17 protein-coding genes are annotated in these 18,090 nt (G+C 66.8%); 8 read left to right on the top strand and 9 right to left on the bottom strand.

Annotated features, from left to right (window positions below; translation table 11 throughout):
- Positions 1–25: 25 nt before the first annotated feature.
- Genes ACZK4H_RS06610 through ACZK4H_RS06600 form a run of 3 tightly spaced genes read right to left on the bottom strand, consistent with a single transcriptional unit; the run spans position 26 to position 2,194 of the window.
- Positions 26–415 carry an MAPEG family protein gene (locus ACZK4H_RS06610; protein WP_099551384.1) on the bottom strand — a complete coding sequence of 130 codons (390 nt, stop codon included), beginning with the start codon at positions 413–415 and terminating at the stop codon, positions 26–28.
- A gap of 11 nt (positions 416–426) precedes the next feature.
- A complete protein-coding gene (locus tag ACZK4H_RS06605) occupies positions 427–972 on the bottom strand; it encodes a DUF4019 domain-containing protein (RefSeq protein ID WP_099551374.1) in 546 nt (181 codons plus the stop codon).
- A 58-nt stretch (positions 973–1,030) separates the two neighbouring features.
- Positions 1,031–2,194 carry a COG3904 family protein gene (locus ACZK4H_RS06600; RefSeq protein WP_099551375.1) on the bottom strand — a complete coding sequence of 388 codons (1,164 nt, stop codon included), beginning with the start codon at positions 2,192–2,194 and terminating at the stop codon, positions 1,031–1,033.
- A gap of 514 nt (positions 2,195–2,708) precedes the next feature.
- On the opposite strand from ACZK4H_RS06600, the gene ACZK4H_RS06595 reads away from it, so the two are divergent.
- The 3 genes from ACZK4H_RS06595 to ACZK4H_RS06585 all read left to right on the top strand — a co-directional run bounded on the left by ACZK4H_RS06595 (position 2,709) and on the right by ACZK4H_RS06585 (position 6,350).
- Complete coding sequence (locus ACZK4H_RS06595) at positions 2,709–4,187, top strand: DNA-3-methyladenine glycosylase 2 family protein (protein WP_099551376.1); 1,479 nt, start codon at positions 2,709–2,711, stop codon at positions 4,185–4,187.
- On the top strand, positions 4,184–4,675 hold the full coding sequence (locus tag ACZK4H_RS06590) for a methylated-DNA--[protein]-cysteine S-methyltransferase (RefSeq protein WP_012510484.1): 492 nt from the start codon (positions 4,184–4,186) through the stop codon (positions 4,673–4,675). Before ACZK4H_RS06595 ends, ACZK4H_RS06590 begins: the two co-directional genes overlap by 4 nt.
- Positions 4,676–5,099: 424 nt before the next feature.
- Entirely contained in the window at positions 5,100–6,350 is a 1,251-nt protein-coding gene (locus ACZK4H_RS06585) for an alkaline phosphatase family protein (RefSeq protein ID WP_099551377.1), read from the top strand.
- 151 nt (positions 6,351–6,501) lie between these two features.
- On the opposite strand, the gene ACZK4H_RS06580 is transcribed toward ACZK4H_RS06585, so the two are convergent.
- Both ACZK4H_RS06580 and ACZK4H_RS06575 read right to left on the bottom strand, forming a co-directional pair.
- Positions 6,502–6,681: a 30S ribosomal protein THX gene (locus ACZK4H_RS06580; protein ID WP_004150462.1), complete on the bottom strand. Its 180-nt coding sequence runs from the start codon at positions 6,679–6,681 to the stop codon at positions 6,502–6,504.
- A gap of 110 nt (positions 6,682–6,791) precedes the next feature.
- Positions 6,792–7,205 carry a MerC domain-containing protein gene (locus ACZK4H_RS06575; protein WP_019338435.1) on the bottom strand — a complete coding sequence of 138 codons (414 nt, stop codon included), beginning with the start codon at positions 7,203–7,205 and terminating at the stop codon, positions 6,792–6,794.
- A gap of 136 nt (positions 7,206–7,341) precedes the next feature.
- On the opposite strand from ACZK4H_RS06575, the gene ACZK4H_RS06570 reads away from it, so the two are divergent.
- The 5 genes from ACZK4H_RS06570 (at position 7,342) to ACZK4H_RS06550 (ending at position 13,767) form a co-directional block, all read left to right on the top strand.
- Positions 7,342–9,546, top strand: a complete 2,205-nt coding sequence (locus tag ACZK4H_RS06570; RefSeq protein ID WP_099551378.1) for a TonB-dependent receptor — start codon at positions 7,342–7,344, stop codon at positions 9,544–9,546.
- A 167-nt stretch (positions 9,547–9,713) separates the two neighbouring features.
- Positions 9,714–10,163: a hypothetical protein gene (locus ACZK4H_RS06565; protein WP_099551379.1), complete on the top strand. Its 450-nt coding sequence runs from the start codon at positions 9,714–9,716 to the stop codon at positions 10,161–10,163.
- A 201-nt stretch (positions 10,164–10,364) separates the two neighbouring features.
- A complete protein-coding gene (locus ACZK4H_RS06560; RefSeq protein ID WP_099551380.1) occupies positions 10,365–10,931 on the top strand; it encodes a TetR/AcrR family transcriptional regulator in 567 nt (188 codons plus the stop codon).
- Entirely contained in the window at positions 10,931–12,604 is a 1,674-nt protein-coding gene (locus tag ACZK4H_RS06555) for an MFS transporter (RefSeq protein ID WP_478473063.1), read from the top strand. The genes ACZK4H_RS06560 and ACZK4H_RS06555 overlap by 1 nt, the downstream gene beginning before the upstream one ends.
- Before the next feature lie 8 nt (positions 12,605–12,612).
- Complete coding sequence (locus ACZK4H_RS06550) at positions 12,613–13,767, top strand: HlyD family secretion protein (protein ID WP_197577825.1); 1,155 nt, start codon at positions 12,613–12,615, stop codon at positions 13,765–13,767.
- Between the two features lie 111 nt (positions 13,768–13,878).
- Here ACZK4H_RS06550 and ACZK4H_RS06545 read toward each other — a convergent pair whose 3' ends face one another.
- From ACZK4H_RS06545 to ACZK4H_RS06530, 4 genes are all read right to left on the bottom strand, one after another.
- Entirely contained in the window at positions 13,879–14,370 is a 492-nt protein-coding gene (locus ACZK4H_RS06545) for a Fur family transcriptional regulator (RefSeq protein ID WP_004150412.1), read from the bottom strand.
- A 34-nt stretch (positions 14,371–14,404) separates the two neighbouring features.
- Entirely contained in the window at positions 14,405–15,808 is a 1,404-nt protein-coding gene (gene gltX, locus ACZK4H_RS06540) for a glutamate--tRNA ligase (protein WP_099554753.1), read from the bottom strand.
- A 154-nt stretch (positions 15,809–15,962) separates the two neighbouring features.
- Positions 15,963–17,540 carry a M20/M25/M40 family metallo-hydrolase gene (locus ACZK4H_RS06535; protein WP_099554751.1) on the bottom strand — a complete coding sequence of 526 codons (1,578 nt, stop codon included), beginning with the start codon at positions 17,538–17,540 and terminating at the stop codon, positions 15,963–15,965.
- A gap of 139 nt (positions 17,541–17,679) precedes the next feature.
- Positions 17,680–18,090 carry a hypothetical protein gene (locus ACZK4H_RS06530; protein ID WP_099554748.1) on the bottom strand — a complete coding sequence of 137 codons (411 nt, stop codon included), beginning with the start codon at positions 18,088–18,090 and terminating at the stop codon, positions 17,680–17,682.

The following is an 18,090-nucleotide window of genomic DNA, read 5'->3' as shown; positions in this document are numbered from 1 at the left end:
GGCCTTGATCTGGATCAGGCCCGGGTCACAACAACGCGAACACCAGCGCCAGGATCGACAGCAGCGACACCGCCCACACCAGGCTGCGCACATAGGGCACGCCTGCGGCATACAGCGGCAGGTAGACCACGCGCGCCCAGAAGTAGGCCTGCGCGGCCAACGTCGTGGTGTCGTTGCCGCGACCGGCCACCACCACTGCGATGGCGGCGGCGGCGAAGAACGGGAACGTCTCCAGGAAGTTGGCCTGCGCACGTTGCAGGCGACCGGCCAGTGGGCTGAGCGGCTTCGCTTCGCCATCGCGTGCCGAGGCATTCCACTTCATCCCGCGCTCGCGGGTGACCACGGTGGAGGTAGCGAAGATGTAGACGAAGCCGAGCACGATCGACCAGGCCAGCATTGTCAGTTCAGTTGCCATCATTCATCTCCTCAGGGTGCCGACGCACGCAGGCTGTATCCGGCCAGGCGCCACACCTGGTCCTCGTCGAAACGGAACGAGACCAGTTCGCGCACCGGCTGTGCGCTGTTGGCGAAACGGGTCGGGAAGCTGACGTTGATGTACAGCCCTTCCGGCACCGCGGCACCGGCGCTGTACTTGACCCGGGTGATGGTCGGCTGGCCACGCCCGGCCAGCGCACCCAGACGCGTGCGCTCGGCGGTCAATTGGCTGACGAAAGCGGCCTTCGGTACTGCACGGCGCGCGACGGCCGAAGCGCCATCCCACAACTCGCCGGCGCGATTGGCATCAACCAGCTGCGCCGCCTTCACTGCGGCCGCACCCATTTCCGCATCCTGTTTCTGCACCTGTGCCTGCTGCGCGGCGGTCAACGCCGGAGCACCGGCGGTGGCCGGTTTTGCAGCCGACGGCGAGGCCGGTGCCGGGCGCGCGGGCGCCGGGGCGGGCGTGGCGGGCGCAGGCGTCTGCGCCAACGCGAGCATGGGCATCAGGGACAGCAGCAGGAGCACGCGTTTCATGAACACCGCCGGTTCTCGGGAAAGAACCGCAGTCTACGCCAGCACGGTGAGCTGTCCGTCAGCGCGCGTTGGCGCTGCCTTCCACCGCTGCGGCATCGGCCTGCGCGGCGGGCGTGCCGGTGTCTGCCGGCGCCTGTTCGGCCACCGGCGGCGGCTCCGACGGTGCCGGTGGCAGCGTTGCCACATCGATCTCCGACAGCGGGCTTTCTTCCGGGCACACCGCATCCGGGAAGCCGAAGCGCTGCTTCAGTGCCTGGCCGCAGCTGTTGATCGATTCCATGTCGGCGCCTTCGCGCTTGCACTGCTGGTCGAAGGCGATCAGGAACGCGTCCTTGCGCTGCACGAAGTCATCGCCACAGGCGCGCATCTGCTTGATCCGTTCCAGATCGTCCTGCACCGCATTGGTGCCATCCAGGCCGTACTGACGCAGCTCGTCCGGCGTCAGCAGGCGCAGGCTGCGATTGGGCACAGTCATCATCAGGTCGGCCACGCCCACCGCCACGCCGTTGCGCTGCAGGTAGTCCTTCACGTTGTCGTAGACCTCGTGCAGCTCGCGGTTGAGTTCCGCGCGCGAGGTGGCCTTGGAACTGATGCGCATCATGCGGTGGATGCCGACCTTGCCCGACAGCAGGCGGTTGTCACCGGCGGCCAGCACGAACACGCAGGCGCTGTGGCAGATCGAGCCTTCGCGCACCCAGATGGTCCAGCCGGATTCACCGATGCTGTCACCGGCGACGATCGCCGATTCCACCTGGCCGCCGCTGGAATCCAGATCGAGGATGCGCTTGTGGATCTTCTGATCGTCAGCGACCACGGCCAACCGCCACATCATTTCGGCGAAGCCCGGATTGATCTTGCCGGCGTAGCGCACGCGCATCAGGCCACGTTCGGCGCACGGCGCCAGGGCCTGGGTGATCTGCTCGCGCTGCAGGCCCTCCAGCTCGACGCCGTCGCCGGCATCGCCAGCATATTCCGTGCTGCAGCTGACCCAGGCGCGGCCATTCTCCAGCTGCGCCTGTGGCCACGGCCGATCCGCCCGGCTGCGCGGCGGCGCCGGCGGCGGCGGCGCATCGGCGGCATTGATCGACACCATGTTCTCGCCATCGCTGGCCGGCGCCCGCGCTGCCTTGTCGGCAGCGGTCACATTGCCTGGATTTTCCAGCTGACTGCAGCCCGCCAGGGCCAGGCACAACAGGGGCAACCAGCGGAATTTGGCGGACATCGGGCAACCGGGATTCATGGGAGCAAGAGCCACAGTCTACCCGTCCGGGGCGCGCATTCAGCGCGTGGCACTGAACCCCTTCTGACCCTTGGGAAAGCGTGTCGACCAAGGTCGACACCTACCAACAGCAAAGCGTGCCGACCAACGGTCGGCACCCACCAACTGCAGCGACCAACTGACAGAGGTGGGCGATGTGGGCTGGCAGGACCGTTGGCGCCATGGATGGCGCCATCGAGCCCCCATGGGTGAGGGCGCTTTGCTTGCGAAGCACTGCTTCGCAAGCGCCCGAACGCCCAGCCGCCAGCGGCTGGGCCGGCCCGGGGGTTCACGGCGTCCCCTGCCACCGGACCCACCACGCCATCCCACAGGAATCCCGCTTCTGCTGTTGCTGTTGCTGTTGCCGGCCAGCGGCCGGCACTACCGCGGGTGCCGGGCGCAGCCCGGCCTGACCCCCTTCAGCATCCATGTCCGAATGTGGCGAGTATCCCTACCCGCACACGCCTAGACTGGCGCCATGGACACCGCCCTCGCCCTCGACACCGCCGCCTGCGACCGCGCCCGCCTGGCCCGCGACGCACGCTTCGACGGCGTGTTCTTCACCGCCGTGCGCAGCACCGGCATCTACTGCCGCCCTGTCTGCCCGGCGCCACCGCCGAAGCCACGCAACATCACCTACTACCCGACCGCGGCCGCGGCCGCCGCTGCCGGCTACCGCCCCTGCCTGCGCTGCCGCCCGGAACTGGCGCCACAGGCCCAGCAGGCCCTCGCCGGGCAGACCGTACAGCGCGCCCTGGCCATCATCCACGGCGGCTTCCTGCAGGAGCAACCGGTAGCGGACCTGGCGCAGAAGATTGGACTCAGCGCGCGCCAGCTGCAGCGCCTGTTCGTCGAACATCTCGGCGCCACACCCGGGCAGATCCATGCCACCCACCGCCTGCTGCTGGCCAAACAGCTGCTGACCGAAACCACCCTGCCGGTGACCGACGTCGCGCTGGCCGCCGGCTACAACAGCCTGCGACGTTTCAATACCGCGTTCCTGCAGGGCTGCGGCATGGCGCCGACCGCGCTGCGCCGCCAGCATCAACCGTTGGCAGCCGATGACGGCGGCCTGGTGCTGCGCCTGGTGTACCGCCCACCTTTGGATTTCCCGCGCATGCTGGCCTTCCTGCGCAAGCGCAGCCTGCCCGGCATCGAACTGATCGGCGACGACAGCTACCAGCGCGTGCTCGGCACGCCGGAGCGCCCCACCCTGCTGCGCGTCACTGCCGACCCGAAGCGCCCGGAACTGCGTCTGCAGCTGGGTGCGGTCGACCCGCGCCTGATCCCCGACATCGTGCGCCGTGTGCGTCGCGTGTTCGACCTCGATGCCGATCTGCAGCAGGTCCACGCAGCCCTCGGCGAAGAACCACTGCTGGCGCGCGGCATCGCCGAACGCCCAGGCCTGCGCGTTCCGGGCGGCTGGGATGGCTTCGAGGTCGGCGTACGCGCCGTGCTCGGCCAACAGGTCAGCGTCGCCGCCGCCACTACCTTTGCGCGGCGTCTGGTGGATGCGTACGGTGCGCATCTGCCGGGCATGCCGTCCGAGTTCGATCGCCAGTTTCCGGCACCAGAGGTACTGGCCGAGGCGCCGCTGGAATCGATCGGACTGCCGCGCAGCCGAGCCTCAACCGTGCGTGCGCTGGCCGCTGCGTGTGCCAGTGGCCAGCTGGACTTCGAACCCGGGCAGGCTCTGGAGGAGTTTGTTGCGCGCTGCGTTGCACTGCCCGGCATCGGCCCGTGGACCGCACAGTACATCGCCCTGCGCGGACTCGGCCAGCCCGATGCATTCCCGGCCGGTGACCTGGTGCTGCAGCAGGTCCTCGGCCACGCGCAGGGCCAGCGCCTGAGCGAACGCGCGACCGAAGCACGCTCGCAACCCTGGCGCCCGTGGCGCGCCTATGCCGTGCTGCACCTGTGGCACCTGTCCGGAACCTTCGTTGGAGAACCGACATGACCCTGTTGTTCGATCGTTTCGACAGCCCGATCGGTGTGCTGACCATCGCCGGTGACGAACGTGGCCTGTCACATGTGCTTTTCCCCGAAAACCGCCATCCGGCACGCGGACGCGATGACTGGCACTACGCACCGGATGCGCTGCCGGAAGCGCGCGAACAGCTGCTGCAGTTCCTGCACGGCGAACGCAGCAGCTTCGACCTTGAACTGGCGCCACGCGGCACGCCGTTCCAGCTGCGGGTGTGGCAGGCGCTGGCGCTGATCCCATTCGGCCAGACCTGGAGCTACCTGCAGCTGGCGCAGCACCTCGGCCAGCCCAGTGCGACCCGCGCGGTCGGCGCCGCGAACGGCCGCAACCCGCTGCCGATCATCCTGCCCTGCCATCGCGTGATCGGCAGCAATGGCGCGCTCACCGGATTCGGCGGCGGCCTGGAAACCAAGGCCGCGCTGCTGCGGCTGGAACAACGCCAGGCCCCGCTGTTCGCCTGAGAGGGCTGGCCGGGCGCCGCCCGGCACCCGCAGAGGCAACCGCAACGGCCGAAGCAACAGCAGCATTCCGAGGCATGGCGTGGTGGGCCGGTTGCGGGGGACGCCGTAAACCCGTCCATGGGGGCTTGGCCGCGGCATCCATGCCGCGGACACCACCGCAACCGGCCCCACCACGCCTTCGACAGATTCCTGCGATCTGTCGGGGTGGTGCACTGCGCAACTGTTGGTAGGTGTCGACCTTGGTCAACACGGTAGATCCACGCCATGCGTGGATGGAAGCATCAGGAATATGTCTGGAGAAAAGCCCCCTTCTTGTTGAAGGGGGCGCGCCGACAGGCGCGGGGATAAGGAAAAATGCGCGGACACGGCGCGCGACAGCGCGCCGTGTCTTGGGCGCGTCATTGCCGCCGCTTATGATGTTGCGATGACTTCCGTACGCCTGACCTGCGCGCTGGCGCTGCTGCTGCCATTGGCCGCCTGCACCACCGCGCCCGCCCCTTCCGCCTCCGTTCCCACACCCGTCGCTTCGGCTGCGCCGCCCAAGCTGCTGTTGATCTCCATCGATGGCCTACGCGCCGATGCACTGGACCGTGGGCTCACTCCGAACCTGCAGCGACTGATCGACGGAGGCGTACGTGCGCGCTGGATGACGCCGTCCTATCCGTCGCTGACTTTCCCCAACCATTACACCATCGTCACCGGCCTGCGTCCGGACCACCACGGCATCGTCAACAACAGCATGGACGATGCAACCCTGGGCCGTTTCGAACTGAGCAACCGCGAGGCCGTCACCACCAGTGCCTGGTGGGGCGGCGAACCGATCTGGGTCGGCGCCGAGAACGCCGGCGTCCGCTCGGCCACCACGTCGTGGCCGGGCAGTGAATCGGAAATCCGCGGCGTGCGCCCGAGCCAGTGGCGCATCTACGACGGCAAGGAACCGCTGGAGCAGCGCGCCGGCATCGTGCTCGACTGGCTGGCCCAGACCGATGCTGATGCACCGCGCCTCACCACGCTGTACATGGAACACGTGGACAAGGCCGGTCACAACTACGGCCCCGAGTCGAAGCAGTACGCCGACGCCATCGTGCGCGCCGACCAGATCGTCGGCCAGGTGCTCGACGGACTGCAGCAGCGCGGCCTGGCTGCGACCACCAACGTCATCGTGGTGTCTGACCATGGCATGGCCAGCGTGGCCGATGGCCACGTGATCGCGACCGAATCGATGGCCGATCCGGCCATCGCGCGCAATGTCAGCCAGGGCCAGTCGGTGGGTTTCGCGCCGGTCGCAGGCCGCGAAGCAGAGGCCGAGCGCGCCCTGCTCGGCCGCCATGCGCATTACGAATGCTGGAAGAAGGAAAACCTGCCACCGCGCTGGCACTACGGCACGCACCCGCGGGTCCCGGCCATCGTCTGCGCCATGGATGAAGGCTGGGATGCACTGCACCGCGAAAAGATCGCCAAGCGCGCCAAGCAGGACCGGGGTTCTCATGGCTACGACAACGCGCTGCCGTCCATGCGTGCGGTGTTCGTGGCCGGTGGCCCGTCGTTCCGCCAAGGCCTGGTGATCGATGGCTTCGACAATGTCGACGTCTACCCGCTGCTGGCCCACCTGCTGCAGGTGCCGGCCGCGCCGAACGACGGCAATCCGGAAACGCTGAAGAAGACCCTGCGCTGATCGAATGTCTCTGTCGGGCATGGCCCGGCGTTACCGCGCCAATGTGGGTAGCGCCGGGCCATGCCCGGCGAACGCGGCGGCCAGGACGACACGCATAAAAAAACGCGGCGCCAGGCGCCGCGTTTTTCCTTGAACCGGTCGTTCGGCCGGATCAGGCCTTGGCGACGGCCTTCTTCGCCACAGCCTTCTTCGCCGGAGCCTTGGCCACGGTCTTCTTGGCAACCGGAGCAGCGGCGCCTACGGCGACCTTGCTCGCGGTGTGCGAACGGGCGTTGCCGTAGCTGGCGTTGTAGCGCTTGCCCTTGGCGGTCTTGCGGTCACCCTTACCCATGTCTTCAACTCCTCAAATGTGAAATCTGGTTACCCCGTACTGACACGGGTTCGGCGGGGCCGCCTTGCTGGGCGCCCCCGCGCACGATCGAAAATCCTATCACGGAGCGCCTAGTGCGCGCAGCTGGCGTCGTGCACGTGACCGTGGTTGAGGCGCAGGTTGACCAGATGGGCCACACCCACCAGCAGGCCGCCGACGGTCATCACCACCGCGTGCGGCACCGCATTGTGGTGCAACGGGTCGTACAGCACGCCGGCCCACAATGCGACCAGGCCGGGAATCAGGAAGCCCAGCGCACGCAGCGCGCCGTGGCGACGGTAGCCCCAGACCAGGCTAAACAGCCCCAGCAGGGTCACGAACACCACAAGCGCCTGTTCCACGCCGTCGCTCAGCCAGAACGACAGGCCCAACGAAGGCGCTGCGGCCAGCAGCACCGGAATCACCGCGCAATGCACCGCGCACAGCATCGAACCAGTGGCGCCGAAACGGTCGAGCAGGTGGCGCAGGCGTGAGGACAGGGACATGACTTCCAGCAGGGTCGGCGAATCGTTATGGAATAATATAACATCCCTCCCCGACCCGCACGGTTTCCCTCCCCCCTGTCCCGCTGACGGGATTCGTGCGCCCAGCGATTGATACAGTGTAACAAAGGACCCACCGATGCCCGCCCGTACCCCGCGGTTGAAGCCGCATTCCCTCGCCCTGGCCCTCACCGCCCTGCTTCCGACCGTTGCCTTCGCCGCCAGCGAAGACGATTCCCATCGTGACCGCCACCTGACTGAACTGTCGTCGGTGCAGGTCACCGCCTCGCCGCTGCAGGGCGACGCCGAATCGCTGGCGCGCCCGGTGGAGGTACTGGCCGGTGAACGCCTGGACGAGCAGAAGGCCGGCACCCTCGGCGATACCGTGGCCAAGCTGCCCGGCGTGCAGAGCACCTTCTTCGGCCCCGGCGTCGGCCGCCCGATCATCCGCGGCCAGGAAGGCCCGCGCGTGGCCGTGCTGTCCAACGGCATGGGCAACATGGACGCCTCCACGGTCAGTGCCGACCACGCCACCAGCATCGAGCCGTTCCTGGCCGACCAGATCGAAGTGCTGAAGGGGCCGGCGACGCTGCTGTTCGGCAGCGGCGCCATCGGTGGTGCGGTCAATGTGGTCGATGGGCGCATCGCGCGCGAACTGCCGGAGCGCCCGCTCAGCGGCCGCGCCGAGCTGCGCGGCAATTCGGTGAACAACGAACGCAGCGGCATGTTCCGCCTCGATGGCGTCAGCGGCAACGTCGTCCTGCACGTGGACGGCCTGGTGCGCAACGGCGACGACTACCGCATTCCCGGTTACGCGGTGATCGACAGCCTTGAAGATCATCATGACCACGATCACGACCATGATGCGGCCGAGGGCGAAGAACCGCGCCGCGGCCGCCTCGACAACAGCTCGATCCGCACCCGCGCCGGTGGCGTCGGCGCAACGTGGCTGGGCGACGGCGGCTACTTCGGCGTATCGGCCAGCACCTACCGCACCAACTATGGCATTCCCAATGGCGCGCACGTGCACGCCGATGGTGATGATCATGGCCATGACCACGGTCACGACCATGGCGACGAAGAGGAAGGCGGCGACGAGCATGACGTGCGCATCGACATGGTGCAGAACCGCTTCGAGACCAAGGCCGGCATCTACAACCCGGTCTCGTTCCTGAAGAACATCAACGCACGCGTGGCCTACACCGATTACGAACACGTGGAGCTGGAAGCCGGCACGCCGTCGACCCGCTTCACCAACCGCGGCATCGAAGCGCGCCTGGAAGCGGTGCAGCAGCAGATCGGCGGATGGGACGGCGCCTTCGGCCTGCAGTTCGGCAACAGTGATTTCGGCGCCAAGGGCGAAGAGGCGTTCGTGCCGGATACCGGCACGAAGAACATCGGCCTGTTCGTGCTGCAGGAAAAGCAGTTCGGCCCGTTCAAGCTGGAACTGGGCGGCCGCCACGACCAAGTCAAGCTGGACCCGACCGGTGACTACCGCCGTCGCACGTTCGGCGCCACCAACCTGTCTGCCGCTGGCATCTGGAAGCTCAACGATGCCGTTGACCTGCGCATCGGCGTGGACAGCTCCGAGCGCGCACCGACCAACGAAGAGCTGTATGCCGCCGGCGCGCACATCGCCACCCGTTCGCTGGAAATCGGCGACGGCAACCTGAAGACCGAGCGCGGCCAGCGCGTGGAACTGGGCATCCATACCCACAGCGAACGCCTGGACTTCTCCGCGTCGGTCTATCAGACGAAGTTCAAGGACTTCATCTACCTGGCCGAAACCGGCATCACCGAGGGCCTGCCGGTGCGTACCTGGACGCAGCAGGACGCGGTGTTCCGCGGTGCCGAGGCCGAAGCGCTGGTGCACCTGTTCGAAGGCGGCGCCGGTGACTGGGATCTGCGCCTGTTCGGTGACTACGTGAAGGCCAAGCTGGATGGCAGCGGCAGCCGCAACCTGGACATCGCCGTGCCGCATGGCGACCACAACCACAACTACACGGTGGAGCTGGCCAACACCGGCTACCTGCCGCGCATTGCCCCGGCCCGTGTCGGCGCCGACCTGCGCTGGTCGAAGGACGGTTGGCGCGCTTCGGTCGGTGCGGTGCGCTACAGCCGCCAGAAGGATGTCGCCCAGAACGAGGCACCGAGCGACGGCTACACCCTGGTCGACGCGCATCTGGCCTACCGCTGGGACCGCAACGCCAGCAACAGCTACGAGGTGTTCCTGGATGGCAGCAACCTGACCAACCGCGAAGTGCGCCCGCATACCTCGCTGCTGCGCGACTACTCGCCGCTGCCGGGCCGTGGCGTCGCATTCGGCATCCGCGCGTTCTTCTGAGCGCGCGCCGGCGTCGTAGCTTTACCTTAGGGGGCCGAAAGGCCCCCTTTTCTGTCGCATATGGCATGGGCTGGTGAAACAGGCGCCCTACCTATGCATCACGATCTACTGCGCGGCTAGACTCAGCCGGTGTCAATCCAACAGACAAACTGAGCGGAAACATTTGCATGGCCATGAGTCTCGATGCCGAACTGGAAGAACGCTTCCTTGCAATCGCCAAGCGCGGGAGAACCGCTTGGCTGGCCGGCGATATTGCGGAGGCAGAGCATCGCTTCCTTGAAAGCTGGGACATGATTCCGGAGCCGAAATCTGCTTATGACTACGGCCAGATTACATCCTATGGAATGGCTGTCTTCTATCGCGATACGGCCCAGTTTGAGAAGGCCAGAAAGTGGGCGATGGTCGCCAGAGACATCTATGGAGAAGGCGAAGCTGCGAGCGTGTCCATGGACGAACTCGCCGCCACCATCCAGTTCGAGTCCGGAGACCTGGATGGGGCCTACACACTATTTGAACCGCACTACCGGAAGTACGGCCGTCGTGTTTTTGAGGGCCATAAGAAGGGGTTCATTGATTTCATCAAGAGCAGGAAGAAAACTGGAAAGGTGGATCAGTGAGCCGCTAGCCAGCTCCCATCCGCTCCAGATACTCATCCACGCATGGCGTGGATCTACTGCATCCTCCGGGAGCCATGGGGCTTCTTCATATTGCTGCGGCACCATCACACACCCGTCACAAAGATGTGCGTACGACAACAACCGGACAATCCCGTCACTCAATGTCTCGCCATCCGGACACTAATGTCCGAAAATGAAGCCATGACCGCCCAACGTGCCGATGCCGCTGCCCGCCGTGCCCTCATCCTCGACGCCGCCGATCATGTCTTCGGCCAACACGGCGTCACTGCCCCGCTGGACCTGGTGGTCGAACGCGCCCAGGTGGGCCGCGCCACCCTGTACCGCAACTTCCCCGACCGCACCGCGCTGATCCAGGCGCTGCTGCAGCGTACGGTCGACCGTATCCGGCGCCAGGTCGAACAGCTCGGCGACCGTGACGACGCCCTGTTCGAGGTGTTCGAGGGCATGGCCCAGCGCATCATCGACTCACCGGCACTGGCCGATTACTGGCGCGCAGTGGATTCGGACGTGCCAGCCATGCGCACCGCACGCGAAACCGTGCGCGACCTGCTGGAGGAGCCGATCGCCCGCGCCAAGGCGGCCGGCCTTTGCCGGGCCGATCTGGAAAAGACGGATATTTCACTGATCTCGGGCATGCTGGGGGCAGCCCTGCGCGGCAAGACCCGCGACGAGCGTGCCCAGTTGGCCGGGCGTGCCCTGCAGCTGCTGCGCGGGGGTCTCCAGGGAGCAACCAGCGAGGCCCGCTGATGGTCCAGCCGTATCTGAAGCCGGTTCCGGATTGGGAGGAGCACGAGAAGCCGACCATGCCCGGTTCGGCTTCGATGCCCTGGCACCCACCGTACCGTCGGTTGGCCTATGCACTGGTATCGCTGCTGGTGGCGATCACCGGCGGCCTTGGCAATGCGCTGGTCACCGCCAACCTGCCGTTCCTGCAGGGCCAGCTGGCACTGACCCCGACCCAGGGCAGCTGGCTGGTGGCCGCGTATGCAATGGTCAACGTCACGGCCAACCTGCTGGCCTTCAAGTTCCGCCAGCAGTACGGCATCCGCCTGTTCGCCGAGATCGGGCTCGGCCTGTACGCAGCGCTGGCGGTGCTGCACCTGTTCGTCGGCAGCTTCGAGACCACGATGCTGACCCGCGCCGCCAGCGGCTTCGCCGGCGCGGCCTGTTCGACACTGGGCACGCTGTACATGCTGCAGGCGCTGCCGCGGCGGTTCACCGGCAATCTGCTGGTGGTCGGCGTCGGCCTTTCGCAGCTGGCGGTGCCGATCGCCTGGATCGTGTCGCCAGGCCTGGTCGATACCGGCCAGTGGCACCAGCTGTATTCCTTCGAAGCCGGCCTGGCGCTGTGTGCGTTTGCCGCCGTAGTGGTGCTGAAGCTGCCGCCCGGCATCCAGGTGAAGGCGTTCGAGCCGCTGGACTTCCTTACGTTCGCCCTGCTTGCACCAGCCGTCGCGCTGCTGGTGATCGTGCTGGCACAGGGTTACACGCGCTGGTGGCTCAACACTCCGTGGCTGGGCTGGGCATTGGTTGCCTCGATCGTGCTGTCCACCGCCGCCTTCATCATCGAGCACTACCGGCGCAATCCGCTGCTGCAGATCCGTTGGCTGTCGAAGCTGCCGGTGCTGCACTTCATCGTCGGCGCGTTCCTGATCCGCTTCCTCACCACCGAGCAATCCTACGGCGTGGTCAACCTGATGCGCACGCTGGGCATGGGGCCTGACCAGATGCGCCCGCTGTTCGTAGTGATCCTCGCGGGCGTGGTCACCGGCATCGCCGGTGCATCGCTGACCTTCGGCCCGAAGCGGCTGATCGCCCAGCTGCTGATGGCGATCCTGCTGCTGGGTGCCGCCGCGTTCTTCGACCAGCACCGCACCAGCATGGATCGGCCACACGACTTCTACGCCAGCCAGTTCCTGGCCTCGGTCGGTGCCGGTATGTTCATGGGACCGTTGATCATGCTCGGCATTTCCGCCGCGCTGAAACAGGGCGTGGACCACATGATCACCTTCCTGGTGACGCTGTCGATCACGCAGACACTGGGCGGCCTGGCCGGCTCGGCGGTGCTGGGCACCTTCCAGCTGCATCGCGAGCAGTTGTACTCCAGTGCATTGACCAGCCAGCTCGACCCGGCCGACCCGGTGGTGGCACAACGCCTGCGCATCCAGCAGCAGCTGTACGCCGCCCAGATCACCGATCCGGTGCTGCGCAGCGCGCAGGGCAGCGCGCAGCTGGCGCAGACCACGCGCCGCGAATCCAGCGTGCGTGGCTTCAATGATGTGTTCACGCTGAGCGGCTGGTTGGCCATCGGCTTCCTGTGCTGGTTGCTGCTGCTTTCGCTGCGCACCGCCGTGCTCAAGCAATGGCGCAAGCGCCATCCCGCCCTTCCCACTGTGGCCGCGCCGGCCGCGTCCCGTTGAGTCCCTCCATGCCTCCCGTCCCGCCCCGCCCCGACGACACCGACAACGTTTCCCCTCCGCCGCCGACGGACGCGGCCCCCGCGCCCACGCCAGTCGAACCCGCCGTGGCGCCGAAGTACCTCAAGCCCAGCGCACGCAGCGTGGTGGTGATGGTAGTGGTGGCACTGCTGGGCATTGCGCTGATCCTGCGCGCCTGGCACCTGTGGCCGTTCACCAGCAGCGTGATGGTGACCGACAACGCCTATGTGCGCGGACAGATCACCGTAATGGCGCCACAGGTGAACGGCTACGTGACCGAAGTGCTGGTGAAGGACTTCCAGCACGTAAGGGAGGGCGAGCCGCTGCTGCGCATCGATGACCGCATCTACGCGCAGCGTGTCGCCCAGGCGCAGGCAACGCTGGACAGCGCACGCGCAGCACTGGCCAACTCCGACCAGTCGCAGGCGCAGAACCGTGCGCAGATTGCCTCCGCGCAGGCTACGTTGTCAGCCGGGCAAGCCGAACTGCAGCGCTCGCGCAATGAGACCAAGCGCTACGAGGAGCTGGCCGCGCAACAGCTGGTATCGATCAACGACCGCGACAAGTTCCGCACCACCCAGGCCTCGGCGCAGGCCAGCGTGCAGCAGTCGCAGGCGCAGATCCGCATCGCCGAGGAAACGCTGGTGTCGACCCAGGTGGCGCGCAAGAGCCTGGAGGCCCAGGTGGAAAGCGCGCAGGCGCAGCTGGAACTGGCGCGCATCGATCTGGCCAACACGGTGATCCACGCGCCGCGCGACGGCCAGATCAGCGAAGCCAGCGTGCGCGTGGGCCAGTACGTCGCCGCCGGTTCGCAGCTGCTGTTCCTGGTACCTGATGCGCTGTGGGTGGTGGCCAACTACAAGGAAGGCCAGACCTGGGGGATGGCGATCGGCCAGCCGGCCACGTTCTCGGTGGACGCGTTCCAGGGCCAGGTATTGCGGGGTCGCGTGCAGGAGATCGCGCCGGCTACCGGGTCGGAGTTCAGCGTGCTGCGCCCCGACAATGCCAGCGGCAACTTCACCAAGGTGGTGCAGCGGCTGCCGGTGCGGATATCGATCGATGAAGGCCAGAAGCTGGCCGCGCAGCTGCGGCCCGGCATGTCGGTGATCGTGCGGGTGGATACCCGTTCCAAGCCGATGGACTAGGACGCGGGCCCTGTCGCGCCGATATGAAACGGGGTCAGATCCCTTTGCCAATGGCAAAGGGATCTGACCCCGTTTCCACAATGCCGGCCAGCGGCCGGCACTACCGTTGCGTTAGCCGGCGCAGCGCGCGCAGAGGCCGTGTACTTCCAGGGTCTGCGCCTGCGGCTGGAAACCCAGCTCCTTGGCGCGCTTCTCCAGCTGGGTGACGATCTCGCGGTCTTCCAGTTCCACCGCGCTGTGGCAGCTGTTGCAGATCAGGAACGGCACCGAATGCGCGGCGCTGCTGGGATGGTGGCAGGCCACGAAGGCATTCACCGATTCCAGCTTGTGCACGAAGCCATTGGCCATCAGGAAGTCCAGGGCGCGGTACACGGTGGGCGGGGCATCAGCGCCCACGCCCTTGCCGTTGCGCACCCATTCCAGCAGTTCGTAGGCCTTGACCGGCTTGCCGGCCTCGGCGATCAGCTTCAGCACATTGGCGCGGATCGGGGTCAGGCGCAGCCCGCGTTCGCGCGAGACGCGCTCGACCACCGCCACGAAATCCGATGCGTCGTGGACGTGGTGGTGCGGGGCGGTACAGGCAGTGGCGGTCTTGGCGGGCATGCGTGTTCTCCGGTTCGGGCCTGGCAAGGATGCCTCAGGCCGTTGCTACCTTGGTGATGGCCACATCAATGCGTTTCAAGGCCTGCTCGCGGCCGGCCAGGTAAACGGTATGGGAAATGTCAGGACTGACCTGGGTGCCGGTGATGGCCACGCGCAGCGGCTGGGCGACCTTGCCCATGCCGATTTCCAGCGCCGCAGCCGCATCGTGCAGGGCCACGCCCACCGATTCGGCCGTCCATTCCGGCAGGGCGGCCAGCAGCTCGCGGGCCTTGCCCAGCGCCACCTCGGCACCGGCCTTGAAGTGCTTGGCCACGGCGGCTTCGTCGTACTCGGTCAGCGGCTGGTACCAGACCACGGCCTTCTCGGCCATTTCCTTCAGGGTCTGCACGCGTTCACGCAGGGCGATCACCACGTCCTCCGGGGCGGGGCCAGCGGCCACGTCCAGGCCCAGCTTCTGCAGCTGGTAGACCAGGTGCGGCACGATCGCGGCCACGTCCTCGGTCTTCAGGAAGTGCTGGTTGACCCAGCCCAGCTTGGCCATGTCCAGGCGCGAGGCCTTGGAGTTGCAGTCCTTCACGTCGAACAGGTCGATCAGCTCCTGGCGGCTGAACAGCTCCTGGTCACCGTGCGACCAGCCCAGGCGGGCCAGGTAGCTCAGCAGCGCGTCCGGCAGGTAGCCGGCATCCTTGTACTGCATCACGTCGGCTGCACCGGTGCGCTTGGACAGCTTGGCGCCCTGCTCGTCCAGGATCATCGGCATGTGGCCGAACTTCGGCACCGGCGCACCGATGCCTTCGTACAGGTTGATCTGCCGCGGGGTGTTGTTGATGTGGTCGTCGCCGCGGATGACCTCGGTGATGCCCATGTCCCAGTCGTCCACCACCACCGCGAAGTTGTAGGTGGGGTAGCCGTCCGGGCGGAAGATGACCATGTCATCCAGCTCGCTGTTGGCGATCTCGATGCGGCCCTTGATCAGGTCGTCGAACACCACCGTACCTTCCAGTGGGTTCTTGAAGCGGATGACGCGGTTCGGGTCGTCCTTGCGCGGCAGGCCCAGTTCGCGCGCAGCGCCGTTGTAGCGCGGCTTCTCCTGCTTGGCCATGGCGGCCTCGCGCATCGCGTCCAGCTCTTCGCGGGTCTCGTAGGCGTAGTACGCCTTGCCGTCGGTCACCAGCTGCTCGGCCACTTCCAGGTAACGGGCGACGCGGTCGGTCTGGTAGATCGGGCCTTCGTCATAGTCCAGGCCCAGCCACTCCATCGCCTCCAGGATGGCGTCGATCGCGCCCTGGGTGCTGCGCTCACGGTCGGTGTCCTCGATGCGCAGCACGAACTCGCCGCCACGGTGGCGGGCCTCCAGCCAACAGTACAGCGCAGTGCGGGCACCACCGATGTGCAGGTAGCCGGTGGGACTGGGGGCGAAGCGGGTGCGGCAGGTCATGGACGGCTCGAGGAACGGGAATCCCCCGATTTTACCAGCCCTCCGCCCCCGACGGAAAAAGGGGACGGAGGGGATTAAGTCGCGATTGCCCAGCCCCTGGGCGTGGCGACCGGGAAACGGAGGGGAGAAACGACTTAATCCCCTCCGTCCCCTTTTACGGTTCTACCTTGCGCGGGAACGACTGCTCGCGCGTTGCGGCGTTGTAGGCAAACGAGGCGACGATGGCCGCGGCCTGCTTCAGGTCTTCCGGTTCGGCGTGGTCCCAGGTGTCCAGGTGGCTGTGGTGGACGTTGGTGAAGTAGTCCAGCCGGTCCTGGATGAACTGGAAGCCCGGCAGGCCGATGCGGTCGAAGCTGATGTGGTCGGTGCTGCCGGTGTTGCGGGTCGCCACGGTAGTGGCGCCCACGTCATGGAACGGCGCCAGCCAGGCTTCGAAGATCGGCATCGCCGCCAGGTTTTCCTGCGCGTAGATGCCACGGAAACGGCCCGAGCCGTTGTCCATGTTGAAGTAGACCTGGAACTTGCTGTAATCGCGGGTCTTCTGCAGCGCGCCGGTTGGCTCGCGCAGCGAGGCGGGCAGCGCCTTCTGTGCCGGGTCGGTGGGTTCGGGGAAACGACCGAAGTGCTTGGCCACATAGGCCTGCGAGCCGATCAGGCCCTGTTCCTCACCACTCCACAGCGCCACGCGGATGGTGCGCTTGGGCTTGGCGCCGGTCGCCTTGAGGATGCGCATCGCCTCCATCATCACCGCCACGCCGGCCGCGTTGTCGGCCGCACCGGTACCGCTGTGCCAGGAATCCAGGTGCGCGCCGATCATCACCACTTCATCGGGCTTGCTGCTGCCGCGGATCTCGGCCAGCGTGTTGTAACCCGGCTGGTCGGCCTCGTCGGTGAAACGCGCGGCCACATCCACGCGCAGGCGCACGGTCTGCTTGGCCTCCAGCGCGCGCGCCAGCGGATTGAAGTGCTCGCTGATCATCGCCAGCTCGGGGATGCCCACTGACTCACCGGACTTGCGCGAACCACCACCGGCAACCCGGATGATGCCGTTATCCCAGCTGCTGATGCTGATCGAGGCCAGCGCGCCCTCTTCGACGAAGAACGCATTGACCTTGGCTGCCAGCTGCTGGCGTTCCTGGTACTCCTTGACCCGCTTGGCACGCTCGGCGGTGGCGTCCTTGTCCTTGGGCAGGGTGAATTCCTGCAGGCCCTCCAGCGAGGTGGCGTCGTGGCGATGCGAATCGGGCTCGGTGCCGCGCTTGTACTCGCGCGCCTCGCCCAGCAGCAGGATCCTGCCGCGCAGCTTGCCGCGGTACTTCTCGATGTCTTCAGGCTTCTTGATCTCGACCTGGACCAGCTCGCCTTCAACCGGGCCCTTGGTGCCCGGCGTCCAGGCCTTGGGCAGTGCATGCAGCGGCTGCACGCGGTCACCCAGCATCTCCACGCTGGCCGAGGTGAACTCCCAGCCGCGCCCGAAGTCGTCGAAGGCTTCGTCGTGGACGTTGTCCAGCTTCCATTCGTTGAACTTGCCGCGGGTCCACGCGTTGGCGCGGCCCATCGCCGGCGAGTTGGTCAGGCGCGGGCCGATGCGCTCGGTGAGATAGCTGAAAGTGTCCATCACCTGCGAACGGTGGAAGGCCTCCTGGCGGATGCGGCTGACCATGTCCAGATCCACCGTCTCGCGCTGCTGCGCCCCTGCGTTGCCACCCATCGCCAGCGCTGCGGCCAGCATGCCCCACTTCAACACATCGCACCCCTGCCCTTCGGCTCGATCATCAACCCATCGAGTCTAGCCAGCAGGGGCGCGGCGATACCGTCCCATCGGTCATGGACAACAGTAGATCCACGCCATGCGTGGATGAACAGCCGAATCACCCATTCCACCCCAACCACAACTGCGCCCGCTCGGGCAGCAGCAGCAACCAGTGCCGCCGGTCGATGCTGCTGCAGCCGTACACCGCGGCGTGTGCGGGCCAGTCATCGGGCAGGCCACCGATACCGATCTCGGCCAGCGCCTCTGCCCCGGCCTTCCAGGGCCGGTAGCGAGGCACCTTGCCCGCCAGCGCACCGCGTCCCTGCCGTGCGCCCTGCAGCCAGCCCAGCCCCTTGCCCTGCAGTCCCTCGCAGGTCACCGCGGCCAGCTGGAAGCGGGCCAGACCGGGGGCGATCCGTGCCCCCGGCAGGGCCGCCAGCACGCCATGTGCCTGCAGCAGTGCATCCACTTCCAGCAGGGCCGGAATGCCCTGCCGTGCCCGTTGCCGCAATCCCTGGCGCCAGCCCAT

This window comes from Stenotrophomonas sp. 78350_Sma, from assembly GCF_056482105.1.
This window is presented reverse-complemented; position numbering and strand designations above follow the sequence as displayed.